The following is a 24445-nucleotide window of genomic DNA, read 5'->3' on the forward strand; positions in this document are numbered from 1 at the left end:
TGATCGCTTCCGATTCAAGGTCGTTATGCCAAGTGACGCAGTCAAAATACAGCTGACCAGAACTCTATGAATTCGCCCAGCGGACCCAAAAACCGCTGAGCAACAAGTTATGCCTGATGACCATAGCGAGGTGGTCCCACTCCTTCCCATCCCGAACAGGACAGTGAAACGCCTCCGCGCCGATGATAGTGCGGGTTCCCGTGTGAAAGTAGGTCATCGTCAGGCTCCTACAGCCAAAAACGCCCAGTCGAAAGATTGGGCGTTTTTCTTTGGGCGAGCCATTTTCCCTACGTCGATCCGGAAAGCCAGCCATCGACGGCTTGTTGGTTTTCGATATCGATACGCCAAGTTTTCTCGTCCTGGAGTGCCGGCAGTTCGAGGCGCAGGCGCATCAGGAGCTTGTCGCGGGCAACCAGAGCGGTGATCGAACGCGTGCGGCCGGTGTAGAGCAGCAGATCGTCCAGGCGGCTCAGGCGCCAGCCTTCGTTTTCCGTTTCGACGCCAATCCATTCGTCGCCGGCGGCCATGCCGGCCTGCTCGGCAGCGCCGCCTCGCAGCACGACTTTCAGTTGCACGCTGCCCTGGCCATCGCTGGCGCGCAACCCGAGCCGTTGTGCCAGCTGTGACGGCTCGTCATGGATGGCGACGCCATGGCGGGTGAGCAACTCGCGCAGCGGCAAATCGCCGCGGCCGTGGACCCAGGCTGCGAGTTCTTGCTCGAAGCTGCGGCCGCCGACATCGGCCAGCACAGCGGCGACGTCGGCTTCGGACATCGGGCCGGCCGCGCATCGGTCCCAGAGCCGGCGCATCACGTCGTCCAGAGTGCCCTTGCCTTCCAGGCGCAGCGTCAGGTCGAAGCACAGCGCGACCAGCGCGCCCTTGGCGTAGTAGCTGACCGTGGCGTTGGGCGTGTTTTCGTCCGTGCGGTAGTACTTCACCCAGGCGTCCATGCTGGCTTCCGCCGCGGACTGAATCAGCCGGCCAGGCGTCTGCATGACCTGGTTGATGGTCTTGTTGAGCAGGCGGAGATAGCCGGTGTTCTCCAGGAGTCCGCAGCGGCGCAGCAGCAGGTCGTCGTAGTAGCTGGTGAAGCCCTCGAAGAACCAGAGCAGGCGGGTGTACTGTTCGGCGTCGTAGTCGTAGCGGGCAAACTCGGCAGGCCGCAGGCGTTTGACGTTCCAGGTGTGGAAGTACTCGTGGCTGATCAGGCCGAGCAGGGTGGTGTAGCCCTCGCCCTGGCGGGCAGCTTCGCCCCCGGCCTCGTCGCGGCGCGGCAGGTCGCGCCGGTTGCAGACCAGGGCGGTGGAGTTGCGGTGCTCCAGCCCGCCATAGCCGTCGTCGACGGCGTTCAGCAGGAAGACGTAGCGCCTGTGCGGCGGCTTGCCGTGCGGTGCAGGGCCGTGCTGCTGATGCCAGAAGCGGATCTGCTGCTCGCAGATCTTCTGGGTGTCCTGCAGCAGCCGGTTGCCGTCGAACGAGGGCGGAGCGCCCGCGACCACGAAGCGGTGCGCAATGCCGCAGGCCTTGAATTCGCCGTGCCAGAAACTGCCGAGTTCGACCGGGCAGTCGACCAGGTCATCGTAGTCGGGCGCCAGGTAGTGGCCGAAGCCGTGCTCGTCGACGGCGGCGGGCTGCAATCCGGTGGCGACGGACCAGCCGACGGCCTGGCGCGAAGGGGTCAGTTCCAGTCCGTGCGGTTGCGCCTCCTGGCCATGCACGCGCAGGAACAGGCTGGTGCCGTTGAAGAAGCCGCGCCGCCCATCGAGGAATGCGGTACGGACCGAGGTGTCGTGCGCGTAGACCAGGTAGCGCAGCACCAGCGGCTTGCCCGGTTCGGCCTGCAGTTCCCAGCTGTGTTTGTCCAACTGGGTACAGGCGACGGTGCGCCGGCCCTGGTGTGCTTCGAGTTGCTGCAGGTGCTTGGAGAACTCCCGCACCATGTAGCTGCCCGGAATCCAGACCGGCAGCGAGACACGCTGTACCGCCGCAGGCGCTTGCACCGTCAGCGTGATGCGGTACAGGTGCGCGTGGAGATCGGCCAGTTCGACGTGGTAGGCGATCGGCGGCGTGTCGAGCTGCGGCTGGCGCGCCAGCACCGCGGCGGAGGGGGAGGTCGGCATGCTCCGGAGAATACAGGAGCGCCGCTGCCGTTCAGGGCTTGGCTGGCGCGCTGGCGGCGACCAGCCGCTTCTCGACCTCGCTGGCCGGCACGGCGCCGGGCACGCGCGTGCCGTCGGCGAACAGCAGCGTCGGCGTGCCGTTGATCTTGTGCTTGCGGCCGAGCGCGACGTTGCGCGTGACGGCCGCCGCATCGCAGTCCGCCGCCGGGATCGGCTGGCCGCGCACCATCCAGTTCGACCAGGTCTCCGCAGGGCTCTTGGCGCACCAGATGTGCTGCGACTTCTTGACCGAATCGGCACCGAGCACCGGATACAGGAACAGGTAGACGGTCACGTTGTCGATGCTTTCGAGATCCCGCTCGAAGCGCTTGCAATAGCCACAGTTCGGATCGGCGAACACCGCGAGCTTGCGTTGCCCGTTGCCGCGCACGAGCTTGAACGCGTCCTTCAGCGGCAGTGCGCCGAAGTCGATCGCGGTCAGCTTGTCGATGCGCTCCTTGGTCAGGTTGCGGCGCTGCTGCGTGTCGAACAGCTGGCCCTGCAGCAGGAAGTCGCCCTGCGCGTCGGTGTAGACGATCTCCGCGCCGGCCAGCCGGACTTCGTAGAGGCCGGGGATGCCGGTCGCGGTGATCTCCTCGATGGCCGGCAGCTGCGGCAGCCGTTCGGCCAGGTTCTTGCGGATGGCCGCCTGCGGGCCGCCGGCCGGCGGCTGGGGCGGGGCGCCGTGGGCGTTGGCCAGCGCCGCCAGGGCCAGTGCGGCCATCAGCGCGCGCGGCCGGATCAGGGATGCGATCACGGGAAATCCTTCATCAAAAAATGGAGCGTCAGTCCTGCACGCCCATGGCCTGGCGGGTGACCCAGCGCTTGAGCGGCCCGCTGCGTTCGAAGCCCTGCATGCCCAGGTTGCGCACGCTCTGCCAGGCTGGCACGTCGCGTGCGAACAGCTGCTGCAGGCCGTCCGTGGCCAGCCGCATGGCGGCCAGTGCGGCCTTGCGTGCGCGTTCGTAGCGCCGCAGCACGCGCATGTCGCCCACGCTGCGCCAGGGCGCCCGGCCGCGCAGTTGCTCGACCAGTTCGGCCGCGTCGCCCAGGCCCAGGTTCAGGCCCTGGCCGGCCAGCGGGTGCACGGTGTGGGCCGCGTCGCCCGCCAGTGCCCAAGCGAAGGCCGGGCCATCCGCCGAACCCGCTGTCCGCCCGACGAAATGCTGCGCCTGCGCCAGCTGCAGCGGCCAGGCGGCGCGTTCGCCGTTGACCTGCAACTGGCCCAGCGCGCCATGGCTCAGGGTTTCCAGCGCCTGGGCGAGTCCGGCATCGTCCAGCGCCATGCAGGCCGCGGCACGCTGCTGCGGTACGGACCACACCACGGCCACTTGCCGGCCTTCCGCGCCGCCGATCGGCAGCAGCGCCAGCACCTCGTTGGTCAGCAGCCACTGCCGCGCCACCTGCCCGTGCGGGCGCTCGCACTGCAGCCGCGTGGCGATGGCCGTCTGGCCATAGGCGTGCACGTCGTAGGCCACGCCCAGCTCGGCGCGGCTGCTGCTGGCCTTGCCTTCGCAGACCACCGTCAGCGCTGCCTGCGCCGGCGGCTGCTCCAGCACCTCGATCTGCGGCTGGTAGCGCACCGCGTCGGCCAGGCGCACCTGCAGCGCCGGCACGTCCACGATCCAGGCCAGCGGCAGGCCGCGGCCCTGGCGTGCGGCGTCGAAGTTGACCTCGCCGCCGTCGTCGCCGAACACCTGCATCGCCAGCACGGCGGTCGCATGTTCCGGATCGGGCCAGCAGCGCAGGCCCTCCAGCAGCTGGCGCGAGGCCGCGTTCAGCGCGTAGGCGCGCACGTCGGAGGCTTCGCCGGCGCGCGCCGCAGCGCCGGGCACCAGCGCGACCCGCAGCCGTTCGCGCGCCAGCAGCAGGGCCAGCGTGCGGCCGACGATGCCGCCGCCGCGCACACAGATGTCGAAAGCCTGGCAGGAGGGCATCGCGGCATTGTAGGAGCCGCCTCCCGCGCCACGGCTGCCCTACCCAGTGCCCCGCGGCCGCGCAGGCACAATTTAGCTTCCGCCGCCAGCCCGTGCCCGATGCCCCGCCCATGACCGCCGACCTTCCCTCCGCCGACGTGCAGGCCCGCATCGCGCGCCTGTTCGTCTATCCGATCAAGTCCTGCGCCGGCGTGGAGCTGGCCGAGGTGCTGCTGACCGAGACCGGCCTGGAGTTCGACCGCGCCTGGATGGTGGTGGACGAGGCCGGCGTGTTCATGACCCAGCGCGAGTTGCCGCGCATGGCGCTGATCCGCCCGCAGCTGCGGCAGTTCGACATGGTGCTGCGCGCGCCCGGCATGCTGGCGCTGCACATCGCGCTCGACGCGGTCGAGGCGCCGGTCGAGGTCACGGTCTGGAACGACCGCGTCAAGGCCTACGACATGGGCGACGTCGCCGCCCAGTGGTTCAGCGATTTCCTGAACGCCGGGCGCCCGGCCGGCCGGCCGGCACAGCGGCTGCGGCTGGTGCGCTTCGACCCCGAGCAGCGCCGCCTGTCGAGCAAGCGCTGGACCGGCGAGGCCGACGCGCCGAACCAGTTCTCGGACGGCTACCCGGTGCTGGTGCTGAGCCAGGCCTCGCTCGACGGCCTGAACCAGCGCCTGGCCGCGGCCGGGCATGCACCGGCCGGCGTCGAGCGCTTCCGCCCGAACCTCGTGCTCGACGGCCTGGACGCGCACGACGAGGACCGCCTCGACGAGCTGCAGATCGCCACCGGCGAAGGCCTGGCCCGGCTGCGCATGGTCAAGCCTTGCCCGCGCTGCCCGATCCCGAACATCGATCCGGCCACCGCGCTGTCCAGCCCCGAGGTCGGCGACGCGCTGCAGGCCTACCGGGCACACCCGGCGGTCGACGGCGCGATCGCCTTCGGCATGAACGCCATCGTGCTGGACGGCATCGACCATGCGCTGCGCACCGGCCAGCCGGCCGCGGCCGACTACCGGTTCGCGTGAAGGGCCTGCCCGGCGGCGCCATGCAGTTGCGCACCAAGATCGTCGCGCTCGCCGTCGTGCCGCTGCTGCTGGCCCTGGCGCTGGTCGCGCTGGCGGTGCGCCACCAGGAGCACGGCCTCGCCCAGCGCGAGCGCACGCTGATCGAGGCCAGCCACATGGCCCAGCGCCGCAACGAGTTGCGCGCCTACGTGGAGCTGGCCGTCAGCACGGTGCGGCCGCTGTACGACAGCGGCCGCCAGGACGAGGCCACCCGCGCCGAGGCGCTGCGCCGCCTGGCCGCGCTGGACTACGGCAGCGACGGCTACTTCTTCGTCTACGACCTGCAGGGCCGTGCGCTGATGCACTCGCGCCAGCCCGAGCTGGTCGGCCAGCAGCTCTGGGACCTGCGCGATTCGCACGGCCGCTACACGCTGCAGGACCTGCTGCACACCGCACAGCAGAACGGCGGCGGCTTCGTCGAATACGAATGGCGCAAGCCCTCCAGCGCCCAGCTGGCGCCCAAGCTCGGCTACGTGACCCTGCTGCCGCGCTGGAACTGGATGGTCGGCACCGGCCTGTACCTGGACGACATCCAGGCCACGCTGGCGGCCATGGACCGGCAGACCAGCGCCAACGTCGCCGCCACGCTGCTGTGGATCGCCGGCATCGCCGCGCTGTGCCTGGCGGGCGTCAGCGCCGCCGGCCTGCTGCTCAACCTGCGCGGGCACCGCACGGCCGAGGCCAAGCTGCGCCTGCTGGCGCGGCGCGTCGTGCAGTCGCAGGAGGACGAGCGCGCCCGCCTCGCGCGCGAGCTGCACGACGGCACCAGCCAGGCACTGGTCGGCGTGAAGCTGCAGATCGAGTCCTACACCGACACGCTGGCGCAGCGCCCGCCCGCGCTGGCCACGGCGCTGGACCGGCTGCACGCCGCGCTGGCCGAGGTGCGCGGCCTGTCGCACCGGCTGCGGCCCGCGCTGCTGGACACGCTGGGCCTGGCGGCCGCGCTGGAGCGGCTGGCGCAGGAGTTCGACGCGGCCGGCGGCATCCGCGCCGGGATGCAGGTCCAGGGCACGCCCTGCGAACTGGAGCCCGACGCCAAGACCGCGCTGTTCCGCGTCGCGCAGGAGGCGCTGACCAACGTGCACAAGCACGCCGCCGGCGCGCACCGCGTGCGCATCGTCCTGGCGTTCGACGGCGACGCGGTGCGCCTGCGCGTGCAGGACGACGGCCAGGGCTTCGACGTGCTGGCCGTGCAGCTCGACGCGCGCCGCGGCATCGGGCTGCGCAACATGCGCGAGCGCATGGAGGCCATCGGCGGCCGGCTGCACCTGGTTTCCGCGCCCGGCGCCACCATGGTCGAGGCCGAACTGCCGCTGCCCCTGGAGCGGTCCGCATGAGCGCCGCCGGGCCGCCCCACGGTGCGCGCACCGCCGCCCGTGCCGGCGAAGGGACGCCGGTGAGCACGCCGGTCCGCCTGTTCCTGGTCGACGACCATCCGTTGGTGCGCGACGGTCTGCGCGCGCGGCTCGGCGCCGTGCCCTGGATCGAGGTCGTCGGCGAGGCCGGCAGCGGCGCCGAGGCACTGGACCTGCTCGACGCCGCCCGGCCCGACCTGCTGCTGATGGACGTGGGCATGAAGGACATGGACGGCCTGGCGCTGGCCGCCCGCGTGCTGCAGCGCCGGCCCGCGCCGCAGATCGTGATGCTGAGCATGTACGACAACCACGAGTACGTGCAGCAGGCCCTGCAGCTCGGCGCACGCGGCTACGTGCTGAAGGACGCGCCGGCCGCGGAGATCGTCGCCGCGATCGAGGCCGCGGCCGCCGGCGGCACCTTCCTGAGCCCGGCCGTCGCGCGCAAGCTGTTTCCCCAGCGCCCGCCGCGCCCGCTGCTGACGCCGCGCGAGACCGAGATCCTGGCCGCGCTGGGCCGCGGCGAATCCAGCAAGCAGATCGCCCGCGCGCTGGGCCTGAGCGTGCGCACCGTGGAGGCACACCGCCAGAGCATCAAGCGGCGCCTCGGCATCGACGGCCTCGCGGAGCTGATCCGCTATGCCGTGGAGCACACGCGCGGCCCGGGGCAGGATGCGGGTTAGCACTTAGGTGGTCGCGCGTAGGCCGCCCGCGCGCTGCGACGGATGCGCGCGGGGACCGCCGTGCGACAAAATGCACGAATTCACGTCCAATAAGGAGACATCCGCATGCCAAGCATCAGCCGCCACCTCGTGTGGCTCGCCGTGGCCATCGTCGGCGCGTTCGCGCTCGGCACCGTGGCCCTTTCACGCGGCGAGAGCATCAACGCGCTGTGGATCGTGACCGCCGCGATCTGCGTCTACCTGATCGGTTACCGCTACTACAGCCTGTTCATCGCGAACAAGGTGCTCGGCCTGGACCCCAGCCGCAAGACTCCGGCGCACCGCCACAACGACGGGCTGGACTACGTGCCCACCGACAAGAACGTGCTGTTCGGCCACCACTTCGCCGCCATCGCCGGCGCCGGCCCGCTGGTCGGCCCGGTGCTGGCCGCGCAGATGGGCTACCTGCCCGGCATGCTGTGGATCCTGGCCGGCGTGGTGTTCGCCGGCGCGGTGCAGGACTTCATCGTGCTGTTCATCTCCACGCGGCGCGACGGCCGCTCGCTCGGCGACCTGGTCAAGCAGGAGATGGGCCCGGTGCCCGGCATGATCGCGCTGTTCGGCACCTTCATGATCATGATCATCATCCTGGCGGTGCTGGCGCTGATCGTGGTCAAGGCCTTGGCCGAATCGCCCTGGGGCACCTTCACGGTCGCGGCCACGATCCCGGTGGCGGTGTTCATGGGCCTGTACCTGCGCTACATCCGCCCCGGCCGCATCGGCGAGATCTCCATCATCGGCTTCGTGCTGCTGATGGCCGCGATCTTCGGCGGCCAGGCCGTCTCCCACAGCCCGACCTGGGGCCCGATGTTCACCTTCGACGGCAAGGCGCTGACCTGGATGCTGATCGGCTACGGCTTCATCGCCGCCAGCCTGCCGGTGTGGCTGCTGTTGGCGCCGCGCGACTACCTGTCCACCTTCCTGAAGATCGGCACCATCGTCGCGCTGGCGCTGGGCATCGTCTGGGTCGGCCCGATGCTGCAGATGCCGGCCCTGACGCAGTTCGCGCAGGGCAACGGCCCGGTCTGGTCCGGCAGCCTGTTCCCGTTCCTGTTCATCACCATCGCCTGCGGCGCGGTGTCGGGCTTCCACGCGCTGATCTCCTCGGGCACCACGCCCAAGATGCTGGACAACGAGGGCCATGCCCGCTACATCGGCTACGGCGGCATGCTGGCCGAATCCTTCGTCGCCATCATGGCGCTGGTGGCCGCCTCGTGCATCGAGCCCGGCGTCTACTTCGCGATGAACAGCCCGGCCGCGCTGGTCGGCTCCACGCCCGAGGCCGTGGCCCAGACGATCTCCGGCTGGGGCTTCTCGGTCACGCCCGAGATGCTGGTGCAGACCGCCAAGGACGTGGGCGAGAGCACCATCCTCGGCCGCGCCGGCGGCGCGCCCACGCTGGCCGTGGGCATGGCGCACATCCTGCATCAGGTCATCGGCGGGCAGGCCATGATGGCCTTCTGGTACCACTTCGCGATCCTGTTCGAGGCGCTGTTCATCCTGACCGCCGTGGACGCCGGCACCCGCGCGGGCCGCTTCATGCTGCAGGACCTGCTGGGCAGCTTCGTGCCGGCGCTCGCCCGCACCGACTCGCTGCCGGCCAACCTGCTGGCCACGGCGCTGTGCGTGGCGGCCTGGGGCTACTTCCTGTACCAGGGCGTGGTCGATCCGCTGGGCGGCATCAACACGCTGTGGCCGCTGTTCGGCATCTCCAACCAGATGCTGGCCGCGGTGGCGCTGCTGCTCGGCGTGGTCGTGCTGTTCCGCATGAAGCGCGAGCGCTACGCCTGGGTCGCCGCCGCGCCGGCCGCCTGGCTGCTGGCCTGCACGCTGACGGCCGGCTGGCAGAAGATCTTCTCGCCCGATCCGAAGGTCGGCTTCCTGTCGCACGCGGCCCGCTACACCGAAGGCCTGGCCAACGGCGTGCTGGTGGCGCCGGCCAAGACCCCCGAGGCCATGGAGCGCATCATCTTCAACGACCGCCTGGACGCCGCGCTGTGCGGGCTGTTCATGGTGGTGGTGCTGAGCGTGCTGTTCTACACCGTCAAGTCCTGCCTGGCGGCGCGCGCGGCCAGCCGGCCCACGGTGCACGAGACGCCCTACGAGCCCGCGGCGGCCGGCTGATGGCGTCCAGCACCAGCACCTCGCTGCCGCAGGCCGGGCGCTACCTCGCGCGCTCGGCCCGCGCCCTGCGGACGGTGGGCCAGACGCTGCGGCTGATGGTCGGCCTGCCGGACTACGACACCTACCTCTCGCACATGGCGGCCACGCACCCGGACCGGGCGCCCATGAGCTACGAGGAGTTCTTCCGCGAGCGCCTGCAGGCGCGCTACGGCAGCGGCGGCGGGCGCTGCTGCTGAACCGCGCGCCGCGCGCGCCCGGATTTCCGCCGCCCGCGCTCCTAGAATCACGGGCTTTCCCGAATCCGAGCTGAAAGCCCCGCCATGAGCCTGAAATGCGGCATCGTGGGCCTGCCCAATGTCGGCAAGTCCACCCTCTTCAACGCGCTGACCAAGGCCGGCATCGCGGCCGAGAACTACCCCTTCTGCACCATCGAGCCCAACACCGGCGTGGTCGAGGTGCCCGATCCGCGGCTGGCCCAGCTGTCGGCGATCGTCAAGCCCGAACGCGTGGTGCCGGCCATCGTCGAGTTCGTGGACATCGCCGGCCTGGTGGCCGGCGCCAGCAAGGGCGAGGGCCTGGGCAACCAGTTCCTGGCGCACATCCGCGAGACCGACGCCATCGTCAACGTGGTGCGCTGCTTCGAGGACCCGAACGTCATCCACGTCGCCGGCAAGGTCGACCCGATCTCCGACATCGAGGTCATCCAGACCGAGCTGTGCCTGGCCGACCTGGGCACCGTCGAGAAGGCGCTGGCGCGCTACGCCAAGGCCGCCAAGAGCGGCAACGACAAGGAGGCCGCGGCCATGGTCAGGTTGCTCGGCCCGGTGCAGGCCGCGCTGAACGAAGGCCGGCCCGCGCGCACGCTCGACCTGTCCCGGGAAGAGCAGGCGCTGCTCAAGCCGCTGTGCCTGATCACCGCCAAGCCGGCGATGTTCGTCGGCAACGTCGCCGAGGACGGCTTCGAGGACAACCCGCTGCTGGACCGGCTGGAGGACTACGCGGCCGGCCACGGCGCACCCGTGGTCGCCATCTGCGCCAAGATCGAGGCCGAGCTGGCCGACATGGGTGAGGAAGACCGGCAGCTGTTCCTGGCCGAGATCGGCCAGGAGGAGCCGGGGCTGAACCGGCTGATCCGCGCCGGCTTCAAGCTGCTGGGCCTGCAGACCTACTTCACGGCCGGCGTGAAGGAAGTGCGCGCCTGGACCATCCACGTCGGCGACACCGCGCCGCAGGCCGCCGGCGTGATCCACGGCGACTTCGAGCGCGGCTTCATCCGCGCGCAGACCATCGCCTTCGAGGACTACATCGCCTTCCAGGGCGAGCAGGGCGCCAAGGACGCCGGCAAGATGCGCAGCGAGGGCAAGGACTACGTCGTCAGGGATGGGGACGTGATGAACTTCTTGTTCAACGTATGAACAACGTGTGATCAACGTCTGACGATTTTTCAGGAACTCAGGAGCGTTCAGTAACGCTCAGTGGATTGAGCATGTCATTTGAAATCAATGACTTGCAAAACAATACGGTCTGCTGAGCGTTCCTATTGTTCATCGGAGTCCAAAAAAATCGGGGGTAGCGTTGGGGGTACTCGTGTTCAACCGTGGGGGTACTTTCCCCCGCAGTGGAGTCCAACGATGCCCGAGAATCTACTCACCGACGCCAAGGTCAAGTCGGTCAAACCTGCTGCTCGAGACTGGAAACTTTCAGACGGCGGGGGCCTGTTCCTGCTGGTCAAGATCACCGGCGGCAAGCTCTGGCGCTGGAAGTACCGCCTGCAAGGCAAGGAAAACCTCTTTGCCATCGGCAGCTTTCCCCAAGTGAGCCTTGCAGAGGCGCGCGCGGCCCGAGAGAAGGCCCGTGCCCTGGTCAAGCAGGGTATCCATCCTGCTCATGAGCGGCAGCAGCTCAAGCAGCGCAACCTGGAAGCACTGGAAGAGCGCAAGCGCGCCCGCGAAAGCTCGTTCGCCAAGGTGGCGCAGGCCTACCTGGCGGAAATCAAGCCAGCCTTTGCGCTTAGCTCCTACCGGACGAAAGAGTCCCGAATCAGGAAGTACCTGTCGCCCAAGTTCGACGGGATGCCGATGAGTGACATTGGCGTCAAGCAGATCCGCCCGCTGCTGGAGGAATGCAAGGCCCATGGCGCATGGGCTGCCATCCATGTCAAAGGCGATCTTTCCGCCATCTTCGAGTTCGCCGTGGTACGTGGTCTGGTGGATGCCAATCCGATTCCAAGCCTGCGCGGGCTGCTGCGCGTGCCTGCGAGCGAAAGCAAGGCGGCGATGACGCGCGAGCAAATCCAGAAGTTCTATCTGGCGTTGCGCGGTTACCGGGGCTATCCCGAAACCGCGCTGTGCCTGCGGCTTATCGCGCTGACCGCATGCCGCCCAGGGGAAGCTGCCGATGCCGAGTGGGAAGAATTCGACTTCAAGGATGCGCTGTGGCGTCGGCCTGCGGCCAAGATGAAGGCCCGGCGCGACCATGTCTGCCCGCTGTCGGTGCAGGCCGCTGCCGTGCTGAAAGACTTGCAGCACATCACTGGCGGTGGGCGCTACCTGTTTCCGCACCGGAGTGGCACAGGCTTCACCACGCCCAACCGGCTCACCTACGCCATGCGCGACATGAACCTGGGGCGGGGCACGACGCCACATTGCTGGCGGACGACCTTTTCAACCTGGGCCAACGAGAACGGATTCCGGCCCGATGCGATCGAGCGACAGCTTGCCCACGTGGAGGGCAACAAAGTGCGGGCGACTTACAACAAGGCACTGTTGCTGGATCAGAGAAGGGCACTGTTGCAGGCTTGGGCGGATTACCTGAGCGTGGCGGAGGATGGTGGAGCGAAATAGAAGTGCTGTGGCCGAGTGCTGTAGCAGCGGGGGAAAGACGGCCTTTTGCCTTTTCCAGGCAGGGCCATTGACTCTTAGCCCCCTTCCCTTGAACCCTTTTGGCGTCTGGCATTCACTCGGTCGGCTCCAGCCCTCGTTTTGCACGCTCGATGAACTGGAGCAGCCTTGCGGACGGCTCGCGGTCGGCCCTCACCAGCAGGTAGGTTGTGAGCGTTGCGTCCTCCAGATCCAGCGGCCGCAGCACCACGCCAGCATGGTGGCACGCCTCGATCTGCTCCATGGGCACGAACCCCACACCGTAGCCGGCCGCCACCAGCGTCAGCATCATGCCCAGCGACCTTGCCTCATCGACTACGGTCGGTGTGGCCTTCATCTGGGACAGCACGCAATCAAGCTCTCGGTGACAGCCCTCGCAGAACTGCGGGTGGCATAACACCAACGGCTGGTGCAACAACTCCTTCAGCGGGACCGAGGAGAAGGCGAGCAGTGGATGGCGCAGGGGCACGGCTACGGCCAGTGCGTCGTGCCAGACTGGGTGCGCTTCGATCTCGTCGCCCATGTCGCCCGTGTGCGCCAAACCGGCGTCGAACAGGTCGTCGCGCAGCCCGTGCAGTTGTTGCGTTAGCGATACCTCGGACATGTGAATCTCCACATCCGGCTCTTCCTCGCGGCTCAGCGCCAGCAACGCAGCCAGACGTGGATGAAAGGCGTTGTCCGACACGGCAACCCGCAACAGGCCCCGATGACCGCTGGCCATCGCCCGAACCCCCTCGATGGCTTTCTCAAGCGCTTCGAACACCCTTGGCACGTCCCGCTTGAAAGCCTCACCTTCCGGGGTCAGACGTGTGTGATGGTGATTCCGGTAGAACAGGCGTGCCCCGAGGCGTTCTTCCAGATCCTTGATAGTGCGCGACACCGGCGCCTGCTCGATGTTCAGCCGGTCTGCGGCGCGGGTGAAGTGGAGTTCCTCCGCCACAGCCATGAAATATCGCAAGTGTCTCAACTCCATGCCTCTCCCCCGCCAAGATGTCATCCGCTGTTGGCCGCGGCCGGCTGGCCCCTCGACTTCGCCAGAGAACAGGAGCGCAGTTCGGGCGCCTCGGTGTCGCAGCCCCGGCATTCACAGGGAATCGCCACGGCCTTGCCCGCCAGCGCCAGACCCTGCGCGTGGGCCACGCGCTTCAGCGCCTTCAGCAGCGCCCCGTCCGAGAACGCCACGCTGTGCCCGCAGTCCTGGCACACCAGCCGCAGGCGGTGCGCGTCGAAGCCGGAGGGCTTGATGCGGTACACCGCCTTGCGGTGGCGGCCCCATTCCCGCAGCAGCAGGCCATGCGCTTCCAGTTCTTTCGTGGCCCGGTATACGGTGCCCAGGCTGGTGCGCGTGCCGCGCTCGCTCATGCGGCGGTACACGTCCTCGGCGCTCAGCGGCTCGGGCTCGGCTACTTGCAACACCTGCATGACGCCGATGCGGGCAATGCTCAGGCGCAGCTTGGCGCTGCGAAGCCGCGAAATCACGTTCGCCTCGCTCATCGCCGCCCCCTTGCGACGGCCAGCGCCAGCCACCAGTGCAGGCGGCAGTTCGCGGCCTGCATGGGTTCAAGCCTCCTGCGCGGTGGCTGGCGCTGCCGGGGCTGCGGGCGCCTTGCGGGCCGACCACACGCTGTCCACCGGGCCGTGCCTGACGCGCCGCGCGGTGGCAACGGCCATCCAGGCAAAGCAAAGCGCGCCGACGAAGGCCACCACGTCCACGCCGATGGTGGCGGCGCTACCGTGCGCCCACATGCCCAGCGATGGGAACAGCAACGCGGCCAGTGTGGTCAGCGGGATCGCCAGCGTGGCGGCGGCGCACAGCCACAGCAGTTCCACCGACGAACGCGCGGCGCCGCGCGCGAAGGCCCAGGCGATGGAAGCGAAGAACACCACGTAGTAGATGACTTCATGCCAGTGGTTCAGGTCGGCCACGCGGCCGTGCAGCCACTTGGCCGCCACGATGGTGGCCGAGAGGCCGGCCACGCAGCCCAGGCATACGCCCACGGTGCCGGCGGCCAGCCAGTACGTGTCGCGGCGCTGGGTGGGCAATTCTTCACTGTTCTTGCGCTGCGCCTTGCGCCGGGTTTCCACCCACAGCAGGTTGCCGCCGTAGAACAGCCAGGCGCCCGCGAGGCCGAGGAGGAAATAGGCCCATTTGATCGTCGTTCCGCCGTATTGGCCGAAGTGCAGGGCAGCCAATGTCACAGCGGCGCGCCACGACGGCTCCTGCCGTGACGGACGGTAATCGCTGATCACATCCCCGGTCACGGCACTGAGGATGACGCCTGCGAAACGTGTGTCTCCCACATAGCCGAACTCGCTTCCGCTGAATCGCACGGCGGCCGCTGCGTCGCCGGTATGGTGGAACGTCATCGTGGCGGGATCGAAGTCCGGCACATGCGCATGCAGACGTTCCAGCAGTTGCGCGGGTGACAGCATGGGCGCCGCCGCGCCGGTGGGCTTGGGTGGCCTCGCTAAAGCGAAGACTGGCTGGATCACGCTTGCCTGCCTGCCGCCATAAATCACACTGTCCTGCGCGGACGTCAAAGGGCCCATGAGGCACAACGTAACGGAGGTGACGGCCATGACGATGTGGAACGGCAGGCCCGTGATGCCGACCACGTTGTGCGCGTCCAGCCACATGCGCTTGAGGTTCTTGCCCAGCCGCAGCGCGAAGAAGTCCTTCACCAGCGAGGGCAGCAGCACGATGACCCCGGAGATCAGCGCCACGCCATAGAGCAGCGAGACGGCGCCCATGAAATACCAGCCCAACGGCCGTGGAATGCCCACGCGCATGTGGATTTCGTTGATGAACTGCGCCAGTTCTGAGGGCTCTTGCTCCTTCGCCATCAGCGTGCCGTCAGGGTTGAGCGTGGCCCACCAGTGGACGTGCTCATGCACGTGGTTGGGGTCACTCTCGTCGTGCGGCAGTTCCTCTTCCCAGGTCACGCGGGCCGGTTCGTTCTCACGGCCGCGCAGATGCAATGTGATGCCTTCCTCGTTCGCTTCAGGGTGCGCGGCGGCCACCTGCTCGATGAGCCTGGGTGCATCGTCGAGGGAGACGGCCGCCACGCCCACGCCGGGCGGCGAAGCCCAGCGAGCGATGGGCTCCATGAACATGGTCAGCGCCCCGGCATAGAAGGCAATGAACAGCGCAAAGCCGCAGATGATGCCCGTCCAGGTGTGGACGGTCTTGTAGATCTTGATGATGTCGGCGCGGATCATGCGGCGGCCCTCATGCAAAAAGCCAGAAACGGCAGGCGAACAATGCAGCGAAGGCGAGCAGGTTCGCGACGCCGAGCCACGCCCAGGCCGCAGCCCCGCTGCGGAACAGGAAGCAGAAGCCGAACACCGCGACCCAGACGAAGGCCACCATGTAGCGCATCAGCGCGGGGCGTCCGCTCGGGGCATGGATGTCGCCCTGGCCGAGATACGCATACAGGCCCGCCAGCGCGAGCGCCAAGCCGAAGCCCAGGATCACGCCTGCGCTGGTCTTGGCCCACCAGTCAGGGCGGATGCGTTCAGCCATGCCGACGCCTCCGGGTGCCGCGCAGCGCGGCGGCGTAGGGAAGCGCGAACAGGCAGACCATCACCACGTGCAGGGCCACGGCCACGCCCGACAGGGGGCGCAGCGCCGCGATCCACAAGGCAAGGCCAATGAGCAGCAACACAGTTCCCAATACCAGCAGCGGACGGGCTGGCGGCATGCGTGAAAGCCACCGCTGGTTGGGGCTGGCGAGATAGAGGCAAGCGCTGCCAACAATGGTCAGCGCCAGGGCGAGAAGAGTCAGCATCGCTTCGGTGTTGTTATCAAGAAAGATAGCTGCCAGCGCTTGACTGGCAAGCGCCGGAGGTCGATCTGATTAGAAATTCATCGTGGCAGAGAGCCGGAACGTCCGCGGGCTGCTCAAATAAAGGGAGCCTAGGGTAGGATGCCCCACCACCCAATAACTCTTGTTGAAGACGTTATCGACGTTGAAGCGGAAGGTGATGGGTTTGCGATTCCACGGACCCGCCACGGTGTAGCGTGCGCCCAGATCGATCTGCGTCCACGAGGGAACGATCAGATGCGGGACATTGTTGCCCGCCACCGCATCGCCGGTATAGGTCAACCGACCGGTCAGCGTCATTCCCTGGATAAATGGTGTATCCCATTCACCGCCAATCACGGCCCTGAATCGTGGCGCACCAGCGGCTCTTGCGCCGTCGTAGGTGCCATTGGCGGTTTTGGTCAGAATGGCATCGAGGTAAGTCAATCCACCAAGCAAGCGAACGCCCCTGGCCAGTTCGCCATAGGCATTCAGTTCGATCCCGCGGTTTCGCTGTTCACCATCCAGCGCCAGCGTAGGCCGCCCGCCCGACGTGGATGGGTTGGCAATGGTGCTGGGCTGGCTGATCTGGAACGCCGCCAGGGTTGTCGTCACCGTGCCCCAATCGACCTTGGCGCCCACCTCGTATTGCTTGGTCGCATAGGGCGCGAATACCTGGCCACTGTTGGCGTAGGTGTCGCCGACCGTCGTTCCCGGCACCAGATCCTCGATGTAGTTGGCGTAGAGGGAGACATTGCTGCTCCACGGCTTGACCACCAGCGCCAGAGAGGGTGTCCACTTGGCCTTGTCGTAGCTCGACGTCTGCGCACCCGTCGTGGTGTTGAAGTTTCTGGACTCTATCTTCTGGTGTCGCGCACCAATGATGAACTGGATGCGGTCATCCAGCATCGACATGCTGTCGGCAATTGCGATGCTGGAGCCAACCACGTCGTTCACCTTTGGCGGATCGCCCGCATCGCCCACCGTAGGGAATGCCGGGAAAGCCGGGGCGTAGAGAGAGCCAGCGGACGTATAAACACTCCCAAGCCCAAGCGTGATGTTTTTATACTTTCGTTCAAATCGAGCCATGTCAAAGCTGAACGAGTGCGCTACTGGGCCAGTCTCGGTTTTAATCCGGACACCCCCTTGCATGGATGAGATGTCGTTACGGCTACGATTAGACTGATTTGACAGACCGATCGTGCCCATTGTGTCGAGTAGAGGGGCCCCAACTTCACCCAAACGCTTGCCTTCGTGTCGTTGTGCACCGAAAGCGGCATATGCCGTCACATTCGCTGTCATATCGACTTCGCCTTGCACCATGCCCAGCGTGACTTGGTTTATGTCATATGCCCACGAAGGAGCTAACGCTGTGCTCGCCCTCGGCGCACTGGGAACCGACGAGAGTCGCTGCCCAACTCCAGGTCTGGAGCCAAGCACAATGTGGTTAAAAGGAACAGTGTCCTTGGCTCGTTGATAGACAAAATCAGCGGACAACCGGACGCGCTCTCCGCGATAGTCGAGATTGAGCGCGCCGACCCGCGACCTTGACCGCTGGTTATCCAACGCCGTATCGCCACCATCCAAAGAGCCGTTGAAGCGGATGCCAAACGCGTTGTCGGTGCCAAAGCGCCTGCCCACATCGACGTGGGCACCAAACACCGAATCAGACTCATAGCGGGTGGTCAACTGCGTCAGCGGCTCGTCATCCGCCTTCTTGGTGACCAGATTGACGGAGCCGCCTTGATTGGACTGCCCCGACGTGGAAAAACCTTTCAGAAGGGCGCCAGGCCCCCTCTGCACCTCGACGCGATCGACGTAATCCATGGACGGATATAAAGGTGGTGCCATGCCCGACAAACCGTTCAGGCTGCGGCTTATCGCGCCTCCCTGACTTACAAATCCTCGGAAATACGCAAAGTCGCCACCGGATCTGTTGGACGCGTTGATGATCGAGGGCTCGTTGGCCAGCACGTCCTGCACGGTCTGCGCCTGCTGATCCTGAATCGTCTGGTTCGTGTAGTTGGTGACGCTGAACGGCGTGTCCATGACGTCCTTGTTGCCGAGCATCCCGACCTGCCCGCCGCGCGCGACCTGGCCGCCCGCATACGGCGCCGGTAGGCCATCTGCACGCTCGGCCTGGGCCCGCACCGTCACGTCCGGCAGCGTCGCCGCATCGCCAGCTGTCGAAGCCGGCGGCATGGCCTTGATGACAAGGCCGCCTGCTTCCTGCACGGCCGCCAGCCCGCTGCCGGCAAGCAGTTGGTCCACGGCCTGGCGCGCCGTGAGGTTCCCCTTGACCGCGCGTGCCGTTCTGCCCGCGACGAGTGCCGGCGAAAACCCGATTGGCGTGCCCGTGGCGGCCGACAGTTCGTTCAGCGCCGAGCCGAGCGGCTGCGCGGCAATGGAGAGGGTGACGGCCTTGGCGCCGTCAGCGGCCTGTGCCTGGGCGATTGCCGGAGCAGCCAGGGCCAGGGCGACGGCCAGGGCAAGGGGAACGGGGTGAAAGCGCGTGTGCACCAGCCGCATGGAGACGTCCTTTACGAGTCGAGTAATGAATGAAAATAAAACTCACTACTCTTAAAGACGCACCAGCCCGCTAAAAACTACACCTCCACACCTCAACTTTTTTCATCGCCGGGCCGTCCCAAGATGAAAAGCGCCCCCCTGGGGGGCAGCGAACCCCGCGAAGCGGGGAGCGTGGGAGCTGTTTTCAAACACCCGGTCGCGGCCTTGCCGGGCCTTGAAGACGCTCTTATGGCACCCGGGCAATTTCCGTCTTGCCGGCGGCGCCCTGCACCAGCTTGACGGGCAGGATCTGCGTCACCATCTGCGCAAACGCCTGGGGGCGACCGATCTGGAAGGTGCCGCCGATGGGCATGGCGGCCACGGCGGGATCGCGGATCGTCAGCCCGGTGGCGCCGTAGCGCTCCAGTTCCAGCAGGGCATCGCCCAGCGGAGTGTTCTCGAAGCGTACTAGGCCCTTGCGCCACGGCGCGACGCTGCCGGGCGCGACCTCGGCCACCTTGCCGATGGCGCCATCCGCCGACACGGTGAGCCCCTGGCCTGCCACCAGATCGACTTCGGCAGTGGAGCCGTCCGGTGGCGGGCTGCGGACATCGGCCACCCGAACGTGGCCTTCTTCCACCGCCACTTTGACGGTGTTCGCGTCCATGCCGGTGCGGCGGTACCGCACGGAGAACTTCGTGCCGACCACGGTGACACGCGCCGGCCCGGCCAGGACCTGGAAGGGCTTGGTGCTGTCGGGCGCGACGGCGAACATGATCTGCCCTTCCGCAAGGCGCACTTCGCGGCGGTCGCGGTACAAGGCGACCTGGGCCTGTGTTTCGGAGTCGAAAGCCAATTCGGTGCCGTCGGGCAAGGTCACGGTCTGGCGCTGCCCACGCTCGACCGCATAGTCGCGCGAGAAGACCACGCGCTGCTGGTCCCATTGGTACAAGCCCATGCCCGCCGCCAGAACGGCCACGCAGCAGAAGGCCAGCCAGGCCCGGCGCGGCGTGGGCGCGGCCAGCGAGGGCCAGCCGCCGCTGCGCCCGTGCGCCCGCTTGGGCCTGGCGCCGGTGGCCGGAGAGGGCGTGGGCTGCGGGGCTTCGCTGCTGGAGGTTGCCGAATGGCCGGCGCGCACCCGTGCGGCTTCTTCCGCCGGAATAGTGCGCAGCGCTGCCATGCCCTGGTCCAGCGCCTCGAAGGCGGCGGCATGGGCGGGGCTGGCCGCCAGCCACTGCTGGAATGCTTCCTGCCCGGCGGCGCTCAGGCCCTGTTCGCGGCGGGTATGCCAATCCACCGCGGCAACGTTCACGGGGTCTTGCTGGCGAAAGAACTCCTCAAGCTCGCGCGCTTCCGCAGCCTCGTCGAACGGGGCTGGGGAAGATCGTGGGGGCGGAGAAATACGGCTCATCTTATGGGTATAGACGCACGAGAGGGGGAGAAACTACACCCCGGCGGTAGATGGATGCATGCCCCGCGCAGCGCCGGTTTTTCATTTCACGATGACTCCAGCACCGAACTTTGCTGGACTACGCCCAAGCCCGATACAGCAGGTTTATCAATAACTTAGGCGAGTTCAACATATGCCGGTGCTTTCCGAAACCTGACCCGGCTTCCCCTGTGCTGGCCCCTATGAGGCTCCTGGGAATCGGGTCATTCCAAGGAGTCATCATGGCAAAAACCAAGCTCACCAAGACCGCCGTCGAGACGGCGCAACCCCAGGCGCAGGCCGTCGAACTGCGGGACACCATCGTACCCGGCTTCCTGTGCAAGATCACCCCGGCGGGCAGGCGGGTGTTCATGCTCCAGTACCGCACGAACGCCGGCGAGCGGCGCAAGCCCGCCCTGGGCCTGTTCGGGGAGTTGACCGTCGAGCAAGCCCGCGCGCTGGCGCAGGAGTGGCTGGCCCAGGTGCGCCGGGGCGGCGACCCGGCCGCCGACAAGGCGGCGGCGCGCACCGCGCCCACGGTCAAGGAACTGTGCATGCGGTTCATGGAGGATCACTCCAAGCAGCGCAACAAGCCCAGCACGCAGAAAGGCTACTGGAAGACCATCAACAACAACATCATCCCGCTGCTGGGCCGCATGAAGGTGCAGGACGTCAAGCGCCCGGACATTGCCGCAGCGATGAAGAAGATGGCCCACAAGCCGGCGGACGCGAACCACACGTTCAGCGTCCTGCGCAAGATGTTCAACCTGGCCGAGGTGTGGGGCTATCGGCCCGACGGCACCAACCCGTGCCGCCACGTCCCGATGTACCCCAACGGCAAGGCCACCCACCTCATCAGCGACGAGGACATGGGCAAGCTGTTCCGCCACCTCGATCATCTGGAGGCCGAAGGGCTGGAGAACTACGCCATCCCCCTGGCGATCCGGCTGCAATTCGAGTTCGCGGCCCGGCGCTCGGAAATCATCGCCCTCGAATGGGCCTGGGTCGATCTGGACAACCGCCGCGTGGTCTGGCCCGACAGCAAGACTGGCGGCATGTCCAAGCCCATGAGCGAGGAAGCCTACCGGCTGCTTTCCACGGCGCCGCGCCGGGAAGGCTGCCCCTACGTCCTGCCCTCGCCCAACGACCCGGACAAGCACCTGACCGAGGGCGAATACTACGGCGGCTGGAGCCGGGCCTTGAAGGCTGCGGGCGCTGCCCACGTCGGCACGCACGGCATCCGCCACCGCTCGGCCACGGACATCGCCAACTCCGGGATTCCGGTGAAGGTGGGCATGGCGCTGACGGCGCACAAGACCGTGGCCATGTTCATGCGCTACGTCCACACCGAGGATGCGCCGGTGCGCCAGGCCGCCGACCTGGCGTCGAACCGGCGCAAGACGGTGGTGGCGGGCAGGCAGCCCGCCCAGCCGGCGGCGCGGGAAGAAGCGGCGCTGGCGTGAGGCTTCCGGGCCTGGACGTGCAGTCACGGGCCTGGTGCCCTTGCCGCCGTCCAGAAATCCGAGACAGCGCCTCGGAAATCCTTCTCTCCTCATTTGGTTGTCACTTGACAACCTTATTCATCATCCCCATACTGGAGACACGCGATGGCCCGTGCTTCCCACCCGAAGAAAGAGGTCGAGGACGCGCTTCGCCATGCCGAGGGGCAAGGCTGGCGCATCGAAGTCGGCGGCAGCCACGCCTGGGGGCGGATGTACTGCCCCTACAACGACGAGGAATGCCGCTGCGGCGAGTTCTGCATCACCAGTGTGTGGAGCACGCCGAAGAACCCCGGCAACCACGCCCGGGCCTTGCGGCGCGTGGTGGACAACTGCACCACGCACCGCCGGCAGCGCGAGGCGGATGGCGATGGCACCCAGGAGTAGCGCGATGGAATACACCTTTACCCTCAAGTACCAGCTCACCGATAACGACCGCGATTCGCAGGCACTGGTCGAGCGCCTGGGCGAAGCCGGCTGCGACGATGCCCTGGTCGGCATCGGCCAGCCGGGGCGCCTGGCGCTGGAGTTCACGCGCGAGGCGGCCGATGCGGAAGAAGCGGTGCGCAGCGCGCTGGCCGACGTGCGCCGCGCTGCGCCGTCGGCCCGGCTGGTCGAGGTGGCGCCCGATCTGGTCGGGCTGACCGACGTGGCCGAGATCGTCGGCGTGTCGCGGCAGAACATGCGCAAGCTGATGCTGGCCCATGCGGGCAGCTTCCCGGCGCCGGTGCATGAGGGCAGCGCGTCGATCTGGCATCTGGCGGACGTGCTGGCCTGGATGCAGGCCAGGGGCGGCTATGCGCTGGCCCAGGGCATTCAGGAGGTGGCGCGGGTGGCCTTGCAGGTCAACGTGGCCAAGGAAGGCCGGCGCCTGCCGCGCGCGGCGTCCAAGGCACTGGAAGCGCTGGTGGGCTGAGGGGAAGCAGAACGCGATGACCCGTATGGACCATACCCAGGGCACCGCCAACGTGCTGGAGGATCTTGGCTTTGGCGATGCCAAGGAACTGGCGGCCAAGGCCGCGCTGGCGCTCAAGCTCAACGAACTGATCGACCAGCGCGGCCTGAGCCAGACCGAGGCAGCGGCGATCACCGGCATGACTCGGCCGGGGATGTCGCGGGTGCGCCGCTACAGGCTGCGGAACATATCGCTGGAGCGGCTGATGCAGGCGCTGGTGGCGCTGGACCAGCAGGTCAGGATCGTGGTGCGGCCCGCGCGGCGGGCGCATGCGCCGGGCATCCTTGTCGCGGCCTGATGTTCGCTGGAGGGTAATTTGAATGCCGGCGAGCAGGCCCCATGACGAAGCGATGGCCGAGCTGTACCGGGCCGATCCGGCGCTGGTCCGGGAGACCCTGAACAGCATCCTGGCCGATGGCGATCCGGCCGAACTGCTGATCGTGCTGCGCAAGCTGGTGCCGGTGTTCGGGGGCGCTGAGGCGGTGGCTCCGCGTAGCGGGCTCGCGCCTGCCCAACTCGACCACGCGCTGGCGTCGCAGGGCGACCTGGCATTCGGCGATCTGGCGGCGATCCTCAAGGGAATGGGCCTGCGGCTGGTGGTGCAGCCGGCGCACGCGGCCTGACGCCGGGCTGAGAGTGCGGGCCGATTGTCGTATCACCGATACGAGAATTCCCAGCGTTGCATGGTGAAGGCTTCGCCGACAATTTCCTAGACAGTGTCTGGGAAATTCGATTCACCGAAGCATACCGACCCGGAAACCCAAGCTGATCTCAGGCTGCGGCCTCACTACGTGCTTCCCACGTGGCCAGCAGATAGTTGGCCAACGCGCCTGACAGATTGACGGCCAACTCTGCATGGCGAGGCGCGGGCTTGATGCCGACCCGCCCCTTTCCGTGTGCATCGCTCAGTCTGTTGCGAAGTGACCCGAGGCCTTCGACCACCGACGTGCATCCGCCAAGAATCTGTTTGAAAACCTGCTCCGTGTGTTGAGACGGCGCCAGTTTGAGCACCTCTGCTGTCTGCTTGTATAGCTTGGGCAGATCGGCAGCATCGTCATAGCTGATCTTGGCTTCGTCCAAGATGTGCTTGCAAACCGACTCGATCAGTGTTCGTGCGGAAGTGATCGCGCCTTCCGGATCTGATGCGCGCCGATCCAGCGCTTTGGACCAGGCCGCCTGCACATGGGCAGCATCGAACTTTTCCAGGGTGATCGTTACCGAGGAATCGGAAGGCGCCAGCCCGCCGCGCTCTAGGGCATCTAATACTGGACGGAATTCGTCCCACAGATAGTTGCGACGCTCAGCGTAGGTCTTGTACTTGTATTTGATGAACTGCCAGAACTGCGCGAGGCTGCGGCAGGTACGAAGAAATTGCGGAATCAGTGAGTCCAGCGCCGTATTTGAAAGCAGGGCCTGTCGCAGACGAACGAACTCTGCGTCATCTTCATTTCCACCCGTGGCTTGAGAGATCAGCAGGTTCTGCAAGGCTTGTGCTTGTATAGATAACTCGTTTGCCATCCTGGCTTCACCTCCTTAAAGATCCTGCGCCAGAGAGATCCAGTTTATGTCAGCGGAGGTGGTCTGATGATCATGGGGGACCACTCTCGGCCAGTGAATGGCCTGGTCGAATGACCGCTTCTCGACGTCACTCAACGGCTTCGTAAAGGCGTGTATTGGCGTCCCCGCTGCGCGGACCGGGCTGCTTCAGGTTCGCTCCTCGCTCATCCCTGGCGGGACTGGCCTACGCCAGCCTTGCACATCCCTGACGCCTCCGGCCCGGCTTCCAGCTTCGGGCCTGCGCGCTTGCGCTTGCCGTGCGGTCTGCGCAGCGGGAAGGCCGTTGCCATGTCCAGCCGTCTTCCCTGACTCCATCACCTTCATCGCGACCGTAGCCCGCGCCCATGTGCCGTCAAGGCGCGCAGGGCCGTGTCCTCGGCTACGCCTGCGGGCCGCACCAATCCTGCGCTTGCCTCCTTGACGGCCCCCGGTCGCGCGCTCCTTTGGCCGCGGGCGATGAACTCAGGAAAGA

Annotated in this window: 23 protein-coding genes and 1 rRNA gene; 13 read left to right on the forward strand and 11 right to left on the reverse strand. The window is 67.1% G+C overall.

The window, feature by feature from the left end:
• Positions 1-112: 112 nt before the first annotated feature.
• Positions 113-225, forward strand: a 5S ribosomal RNA gene (gene rrf, locus QM782_RS10995).
• Positions 226-287: 62 nt separating this feature from the next.
• Here rrf and QM782_RS11000 read toward each other — a convergent pair.
• The 3 genes from QM782_RS11000 to QM782_RS11010 all read right to left on the reverse strand — a co-directional run bounded on the left by QM782_RS11000 (position 288) and on the right by QM782_RS11010 (position 4096).
• On the reverse strand, positions 288-2120 hold the full coding sequence (locus QM782_RS11000; RefSeq protein ID WP_415202952.1) for a M61 family metallopeptidase: 1833 nt from the start codon (positions 2118-2120) through the stop codon (positions 288-290).
• A 31-nt stretch (positions 2121-2151) separates the two neighbouring features.
• Positions 2152-2883, reverse strand: coding sequence for a DsbC family protein (locus QM782_RS11005; protein WP_415205628.1), 732 nt, complete (start codon positions 2881-2883; stop codon positions 2152-2154).
• A gap of 61 nt (positions 2884-2944) precedes the next feature.
• On the reverse strand, positions 2945-4096 hold the full coding sequence (locus tag QM782_RS11010) for an FAD-dependent monooxygenase (RefSeq protein WP_415202953.1): 1152 nt from the start codon (positions 4094-4096) through the stop codon (positions 2945-2947).
• Between the two features lie 110 nt (positions 4097-4206).
• Here QM782_RS11010 and QM782_RS11015 point away from each other — a divergent pair, with 110 nt between their 5' ends.
• The 7 genes from QM782_RS11015 (at position 4207) to QM782_RS11045 (ending at position 12186) form a co-directional block, all read left to right on the forward strand.
• On the forward strand, positions 4207-5106 hold the full coding sequence (locus QM782_RS11015) for an MOSC domain-containing protein (RefSeq protein WP_415202954.1): 900 nt from the start codon (positions 4207-4209) through the stop codon (positions 5104-5106).
• Positions 5107-5126: 20 nt separating this feature from the next.
• Complete coding sequence (locus tag QM782_RS11020; RefSeq protein ID WP_415202955.1) at positions 5127-6482, forward strand: cache domain-containing protein; 1356 nt, start codon at positions 5127-5129, stop codon at positions 6480-6482.
• On the forward strand, positions 6479-7180 hold the full coding sequence (locus QM782_RS11025) for a response regulator (RefSeq protein ID WP_415202956.1): 702 nt from the start codon (positions 6479-6481) through the stop codon (positions 7178-7180). Before QM782_RS11020 ends, QM782_RS11025 begins: the two co-directional genes overlap by 4 nt.
• A 105-nt stretch (positions 7181-7285) precedes the next feature.
• Complete coding sequence (locus tag QM782_RS11030) at positions 7286-9343, forward strand: carbon starvation CstA family protein (RefSeq protein ID WP_415202957.1); 2058 nt, start codon at positions 7286-7288, stop codon at positions 9341-9343.
• Complete coding sequence (locus QM782_RS11035) at positions 9343-9579, forward strand: YbdD/YjiX family protein (RefSeq protein ID WP_415202958.1); 237 nt, start codon at positions 9343-9345, stop codon at positions 9577-9579. Before QM782_RS11030 ends, QM782_RS11035 begins: the two co-directional genes overlap by 1 nt.
• A gap of 84 nt (positions 9580-9663) precedes the next feature.
• On the forward strand, positions 9664-10758 hold the full coding sequence (gene ychF, locus QM782_RS11040) for a redox-regulated ATPase YchF (RefSeq protein WP_415202959.1): 1095 nt from the start codon (positions 9664-9666) through the stop codon (positions 10756-10758).
• Between the two features lie 216 nt (positions 10759-10974).
• On the forward strand, positions 10975-12186 hold the full coding sequence (locus tag QM782_RS11045) for a tyrosine-type recombinase/integrase (protein WP_415202960.1): 1212 nt from the start codon (positions 10975-10977) through the stop codon (positions 12184-12186).
• A gap of 112 nt (positions 12187-12298) precedes the next feature.
• Here QM782_RS11045 and QM782_RS11050 read toward each other — a convergent pair whose 3' ends face one another.
• The 7 genes from QM782_RS11050 to QM782_RS11080 form a co-directional block, all read right to left on the reverse strand.
• Positions 12299-13195, reverse strand: coding sequence for a LysR family transcriptional regulator (locus QM782_RS11050; RefSeq protein WP_415202961.1), 897 nt, complete (start codon positions 13193-13195; stop codon positions 12299-12301).
• Positions 13196-13215: 20 nt separating this feature from the next.
• A complete protein-coding gene (locus tag QM782_RS11055) occupies positions 13216-13701 on the reverse strand; it encodes a Fur family transcriptional regulator (protein ID WP_415202962.1) in 486 nt (161 codons plus the stop codon).
• 81 nt (positions 13702-13782) lie between these two features.
• Positions 13783-15441, reverse strand: a complete 1659-nt coding sequence (locus QM782_RS11060; RefSeq protein ID WP_415202963.1) for a PepSY-associated TM helix domain-containing protein — start codon at positions 15439-15441, stop codon at positions 13783-13785.
• A 10-nt stretch (positions 15442-15451) separates the two neighbouring features.
• Entirely contained in the window at positions 15452-15745 is a 294-nt protein-coding gene (locus QM782_RS11065) for a hypothetical protein (RefSeq protein ID WP_415202964.1), read from the reverse strand.
• On the reverse strand, positions 15738-16010 hold the full coding sequence (locus QM782_RS11070; protein WP_415202965.1) for a hypothetical protein: 273 nt from the start codon (positions 16008-16010) through the stop codon (positions 15738-15740). The genes QM782_RS11065 and QM782_RS11070 overlap by 8 nt, the downstream gene beginning before the upstream one ends.
• Positions 16011-16079: 69 nt before the next feature.
• On the reverse strand, positions 16080-18554 hold the full coding sequence (locus QM782_RS11075; protein ID WP_415202966.1) for a TonB-dependent siderophore receptor: 2475 nt from the start codon (positions 18552-18554) through the stop codon (positions 16080-16082).
• A 226-nt stretch (positions 18555-18780) separates the two neighbouring features.
• Complete coding sequence (locus QM782_RS11080) at positions 18781-19944, reverse strand: FecR family protein (protein ID WP_415202967.1); 1164 nt, start codon at positions 19942-19944, stop codon at positions 18781-18783.
• Positions 19945-20204: 260 nt separating this feature from the next.
• Here QM782_RS11080 and QM782_RS11085 point away from each other — a divergent pair, with 260 nt between their 5' ends.
• From QM782_RS11085 to QM782_RS11105, 5 genes are all read left to right on the forward strand, one after another.
• The gene (locus QM782_RS11085) at positions 20205-21425 is read left to right on the forward strand and encodes a tyrosine-type recombinase/integrase (protein WP_415202968.1); all 1221 of its coding nucleotides are present in this window, start codon (positions 20205-20207) and stop codon (positions 21423-21425) included.
• 144 nt (positions 21426-21569) lie between these two features.
• Positions 21570-21848: a hypothetical protein gene (locus tag QM782_RS11090; RefSeq protein ID WP_415202969.1), complete on the forward strand. Its 279-nt coding sequence runs from the start codon at positions 21570-21572 to the stop codon at positions 21846-21848.
• 4 nt (positions 21849-21852) lie between these two features.
• Positions 21853-22377 (forward strand): helix-turn-helix transcriptional regulator, encoded by a 525-nt coding sequence (locus QM782_RS11095; protein WP_415202970.1) that lies wholly within the window; start codon positions 21853-21855, stop codon positions 22375-22377.
• Between the two features lie 16 nt (positions 22378-22393).
• Positions 22394-22714: a helix-turn-helix domain-containing protein gene (locus QM782_RS11100; RefSeq protein ID WP_415202971.1), complete on the forward strand. Its 321-nt coding sequence runs from the start codon at positions 22394-22396 to the stop codon at positions 22712-22714.
• Positions 22715-22766: 52 nt separating this feature from the next.
• A complete protein-coding gene (locus QM782_RS11105; protein WP_415202972.1) occupies positions 22767-23039 on the forward strand; it encodes an addiction module antidote protein in 273 nt (90 codons plus the stop codon).
• A gap of 148 nt (positions 23040-23187) precedes the next feature.
• Here QM782_RS11105 and QM782_RS11110 read toward each other — a convergent pair whose 3' ends face one another.
• Complete coding sequence (locus tag QM782_RS11110; RefSeq protein WP_415202973.1) at positions 23188-23901, reverse strand: abortive infection family protein; 714 nt, start codon at positions 23899-23901, stop codon at positions 23188-23190.
• Positions 23902-24445 lie beyond the last annotated feature (544 nt).

Origin of the sequence: Pseudorhodoferax sp. (assembly GCF_047601025.1) — a bacterium.
GTDB lineage: Bacteria > Pseudomonadota > Gammaproteobacteria > Burkholderiales > Burkholderiaceae_C > Pseudorhodoferax.

What these genes read in the sequence shown, in the direction of transcription:
- QM782_RS11000 (WP_415202952.1), bottom strand. Translation starts at nt 2,120, where the DNA reads ATGCCGACCTCCCCCTCCGCCGCGGTGCTGGCGCGCCAGCCGCAGCTC.
- QM782_RS11005 (WP_415205628.1), bottom strand. Translation starts at nt 2,883, where the DNA reads ATGGCCGCACTGGCCCTGGCGGCGCTGGCCAACGCCCACGGCGCCCCG.
- QM782_RS11010 (WP_415202953.1), bottom strand. Translation starts at nt 4,096, where the DNA reads ATGCCCTCCTGCCAGGCTTTCGACATCTGTGTGCGCGGCGGCGGCATC.
- QM782_RS11015 (WP_415202954.1), top strand. Translation starts at nt 4,207, where the DNA reads ATGACCGCCGACCTTCCCTCCGCCGACGTGCAGGCCCGCATCGCGCGC.
- QM782_RS11020 (WP_415202955.1), top strand. Translation starts at nt 5,127, where the DNA reads ATGCAGTTGCGCACCAAGATCGTCGCGCTCGCCGTCGTGCCGCTGCTG.
- QM782_RS11025 (WP_415202956.1), top strand. Translation starts at nt 6,479, where the DNA reads ATGAGCGCCGCCGGGCCGCCCCACGGTGCGCGCACCGCCGCCCGTGCC.
- QM782_RS11030 (WP_415202957.1), top strand. Translation starts at nt 7,286, where the DNA reads ATGCCAAGCATCAGCCGCCACCTCGTGTGGCTCGCCGTGGCCATCGTC.
- QM782_RS11035 (WP_415202958.1), top strand. Translation starts at nt 9,343, where the DNA reads ATGGCGTCCAGCACCAGCACCTCGCTGCCGCAGGCCGGGCGCTACCTC.
- ychF (WP_415202959.1), top strand. Translation starts at nt 9,664, where the DNA reads ATGAGCCTGAAATGCGGCATCGTGGGCCTGCCCAATGTCGGCAAGTCC.
- QM782_RS11045 (WP_415202960.1), top strand. Translation starts at nt 10,975, where the DNA reads ATGCCCGAGAATCTACTCACCGACGCCAAGGTCAAGTCGGTCAAACCT.
- QM782_RS11050 (WP_415202961.1), bottom strand. Translation starts at nt 13,195, where the DNA reads ATGGAGTTGAGACACTTGCGATATTTCATGGCTGTGGCGGAGGAACTC.
- QM782_RS11060 (WP_415202963.1), bottom strand. Translation starts at nt 15,441, where the DNA reads ATGATCCGCGCCGACATCATCAAGATCTACAAGACCGTCCACACCTGG.
- QM782_RS11065 (WP_415202964.1), bottom strand. Translation starts at nt 15,745, where the DNA reads ATGGCTGAACGCATCCGCCCTGACTGGTGGGCCAAGACCAGCGCAGGC.
- QM782_RS11070 (WP_415202965.1), bottom strand. Translation starts at nt 16,010, where the DNA reads ATGCTGACTCTTCTCGCCCTGGCGCTGACCATTGTTGGCAGCGCTTGC.
- QM782_RS11075 (WP_415202966.1), bottom strand. Translation starts at nt 18,554, where the DNA reads ATGCGGCTGGTGCACACGCGCTTTCACCCCGTTCCCCTTGCCCTGGCC.
- QM782_RS11080 (WP_415202967.1), bottom strand. Translation starts at nt 19,944, where the DNA reads ATGAGCCGTATTTCTCCGCCCCCACGATCTTCCCCAGCCCCGTTCGAC.
- QM782_RS11085 (WP_415202968.1), top strand. Translation starts at nt 20,205, where the DNA reads ATGGCAAAAACCAAGCTCACCAAGACCGCCGTCGAGACGGCGCAACCC.
- QM782_RS11090 (WP_415202969.1), top strand. Translation starts at nt 21,570, where the DNA reads ATGGCCCGTGCTTCCCACCCGAAGAAAGAGGTCGAGGACGCGCTTCGC.
- QM782_RS11095 (WP_415202970.1), top strand. Translation starts at nt 21,853, where the DNA reads ATGGAATACACCTTTACCCTCAAGTACCAGCTCACCGATAACGACCGC.
- QM782_RS11100 (WP_415202971.1), top strand. Translation starts at nt 22,394, where the DNA reads ATGACCCGTATGGACCATACCCAGGGCACCGCCAACGTGCTGGAGGAT.
- QM782_RS11105 (WP_415202972.1), top strand. Translation starts at nt 22,767, where the DNA reads ATGGCCGAGCTGTACCGGGCCGATCCGGCGCTGGTCCGGGAGACCCTG.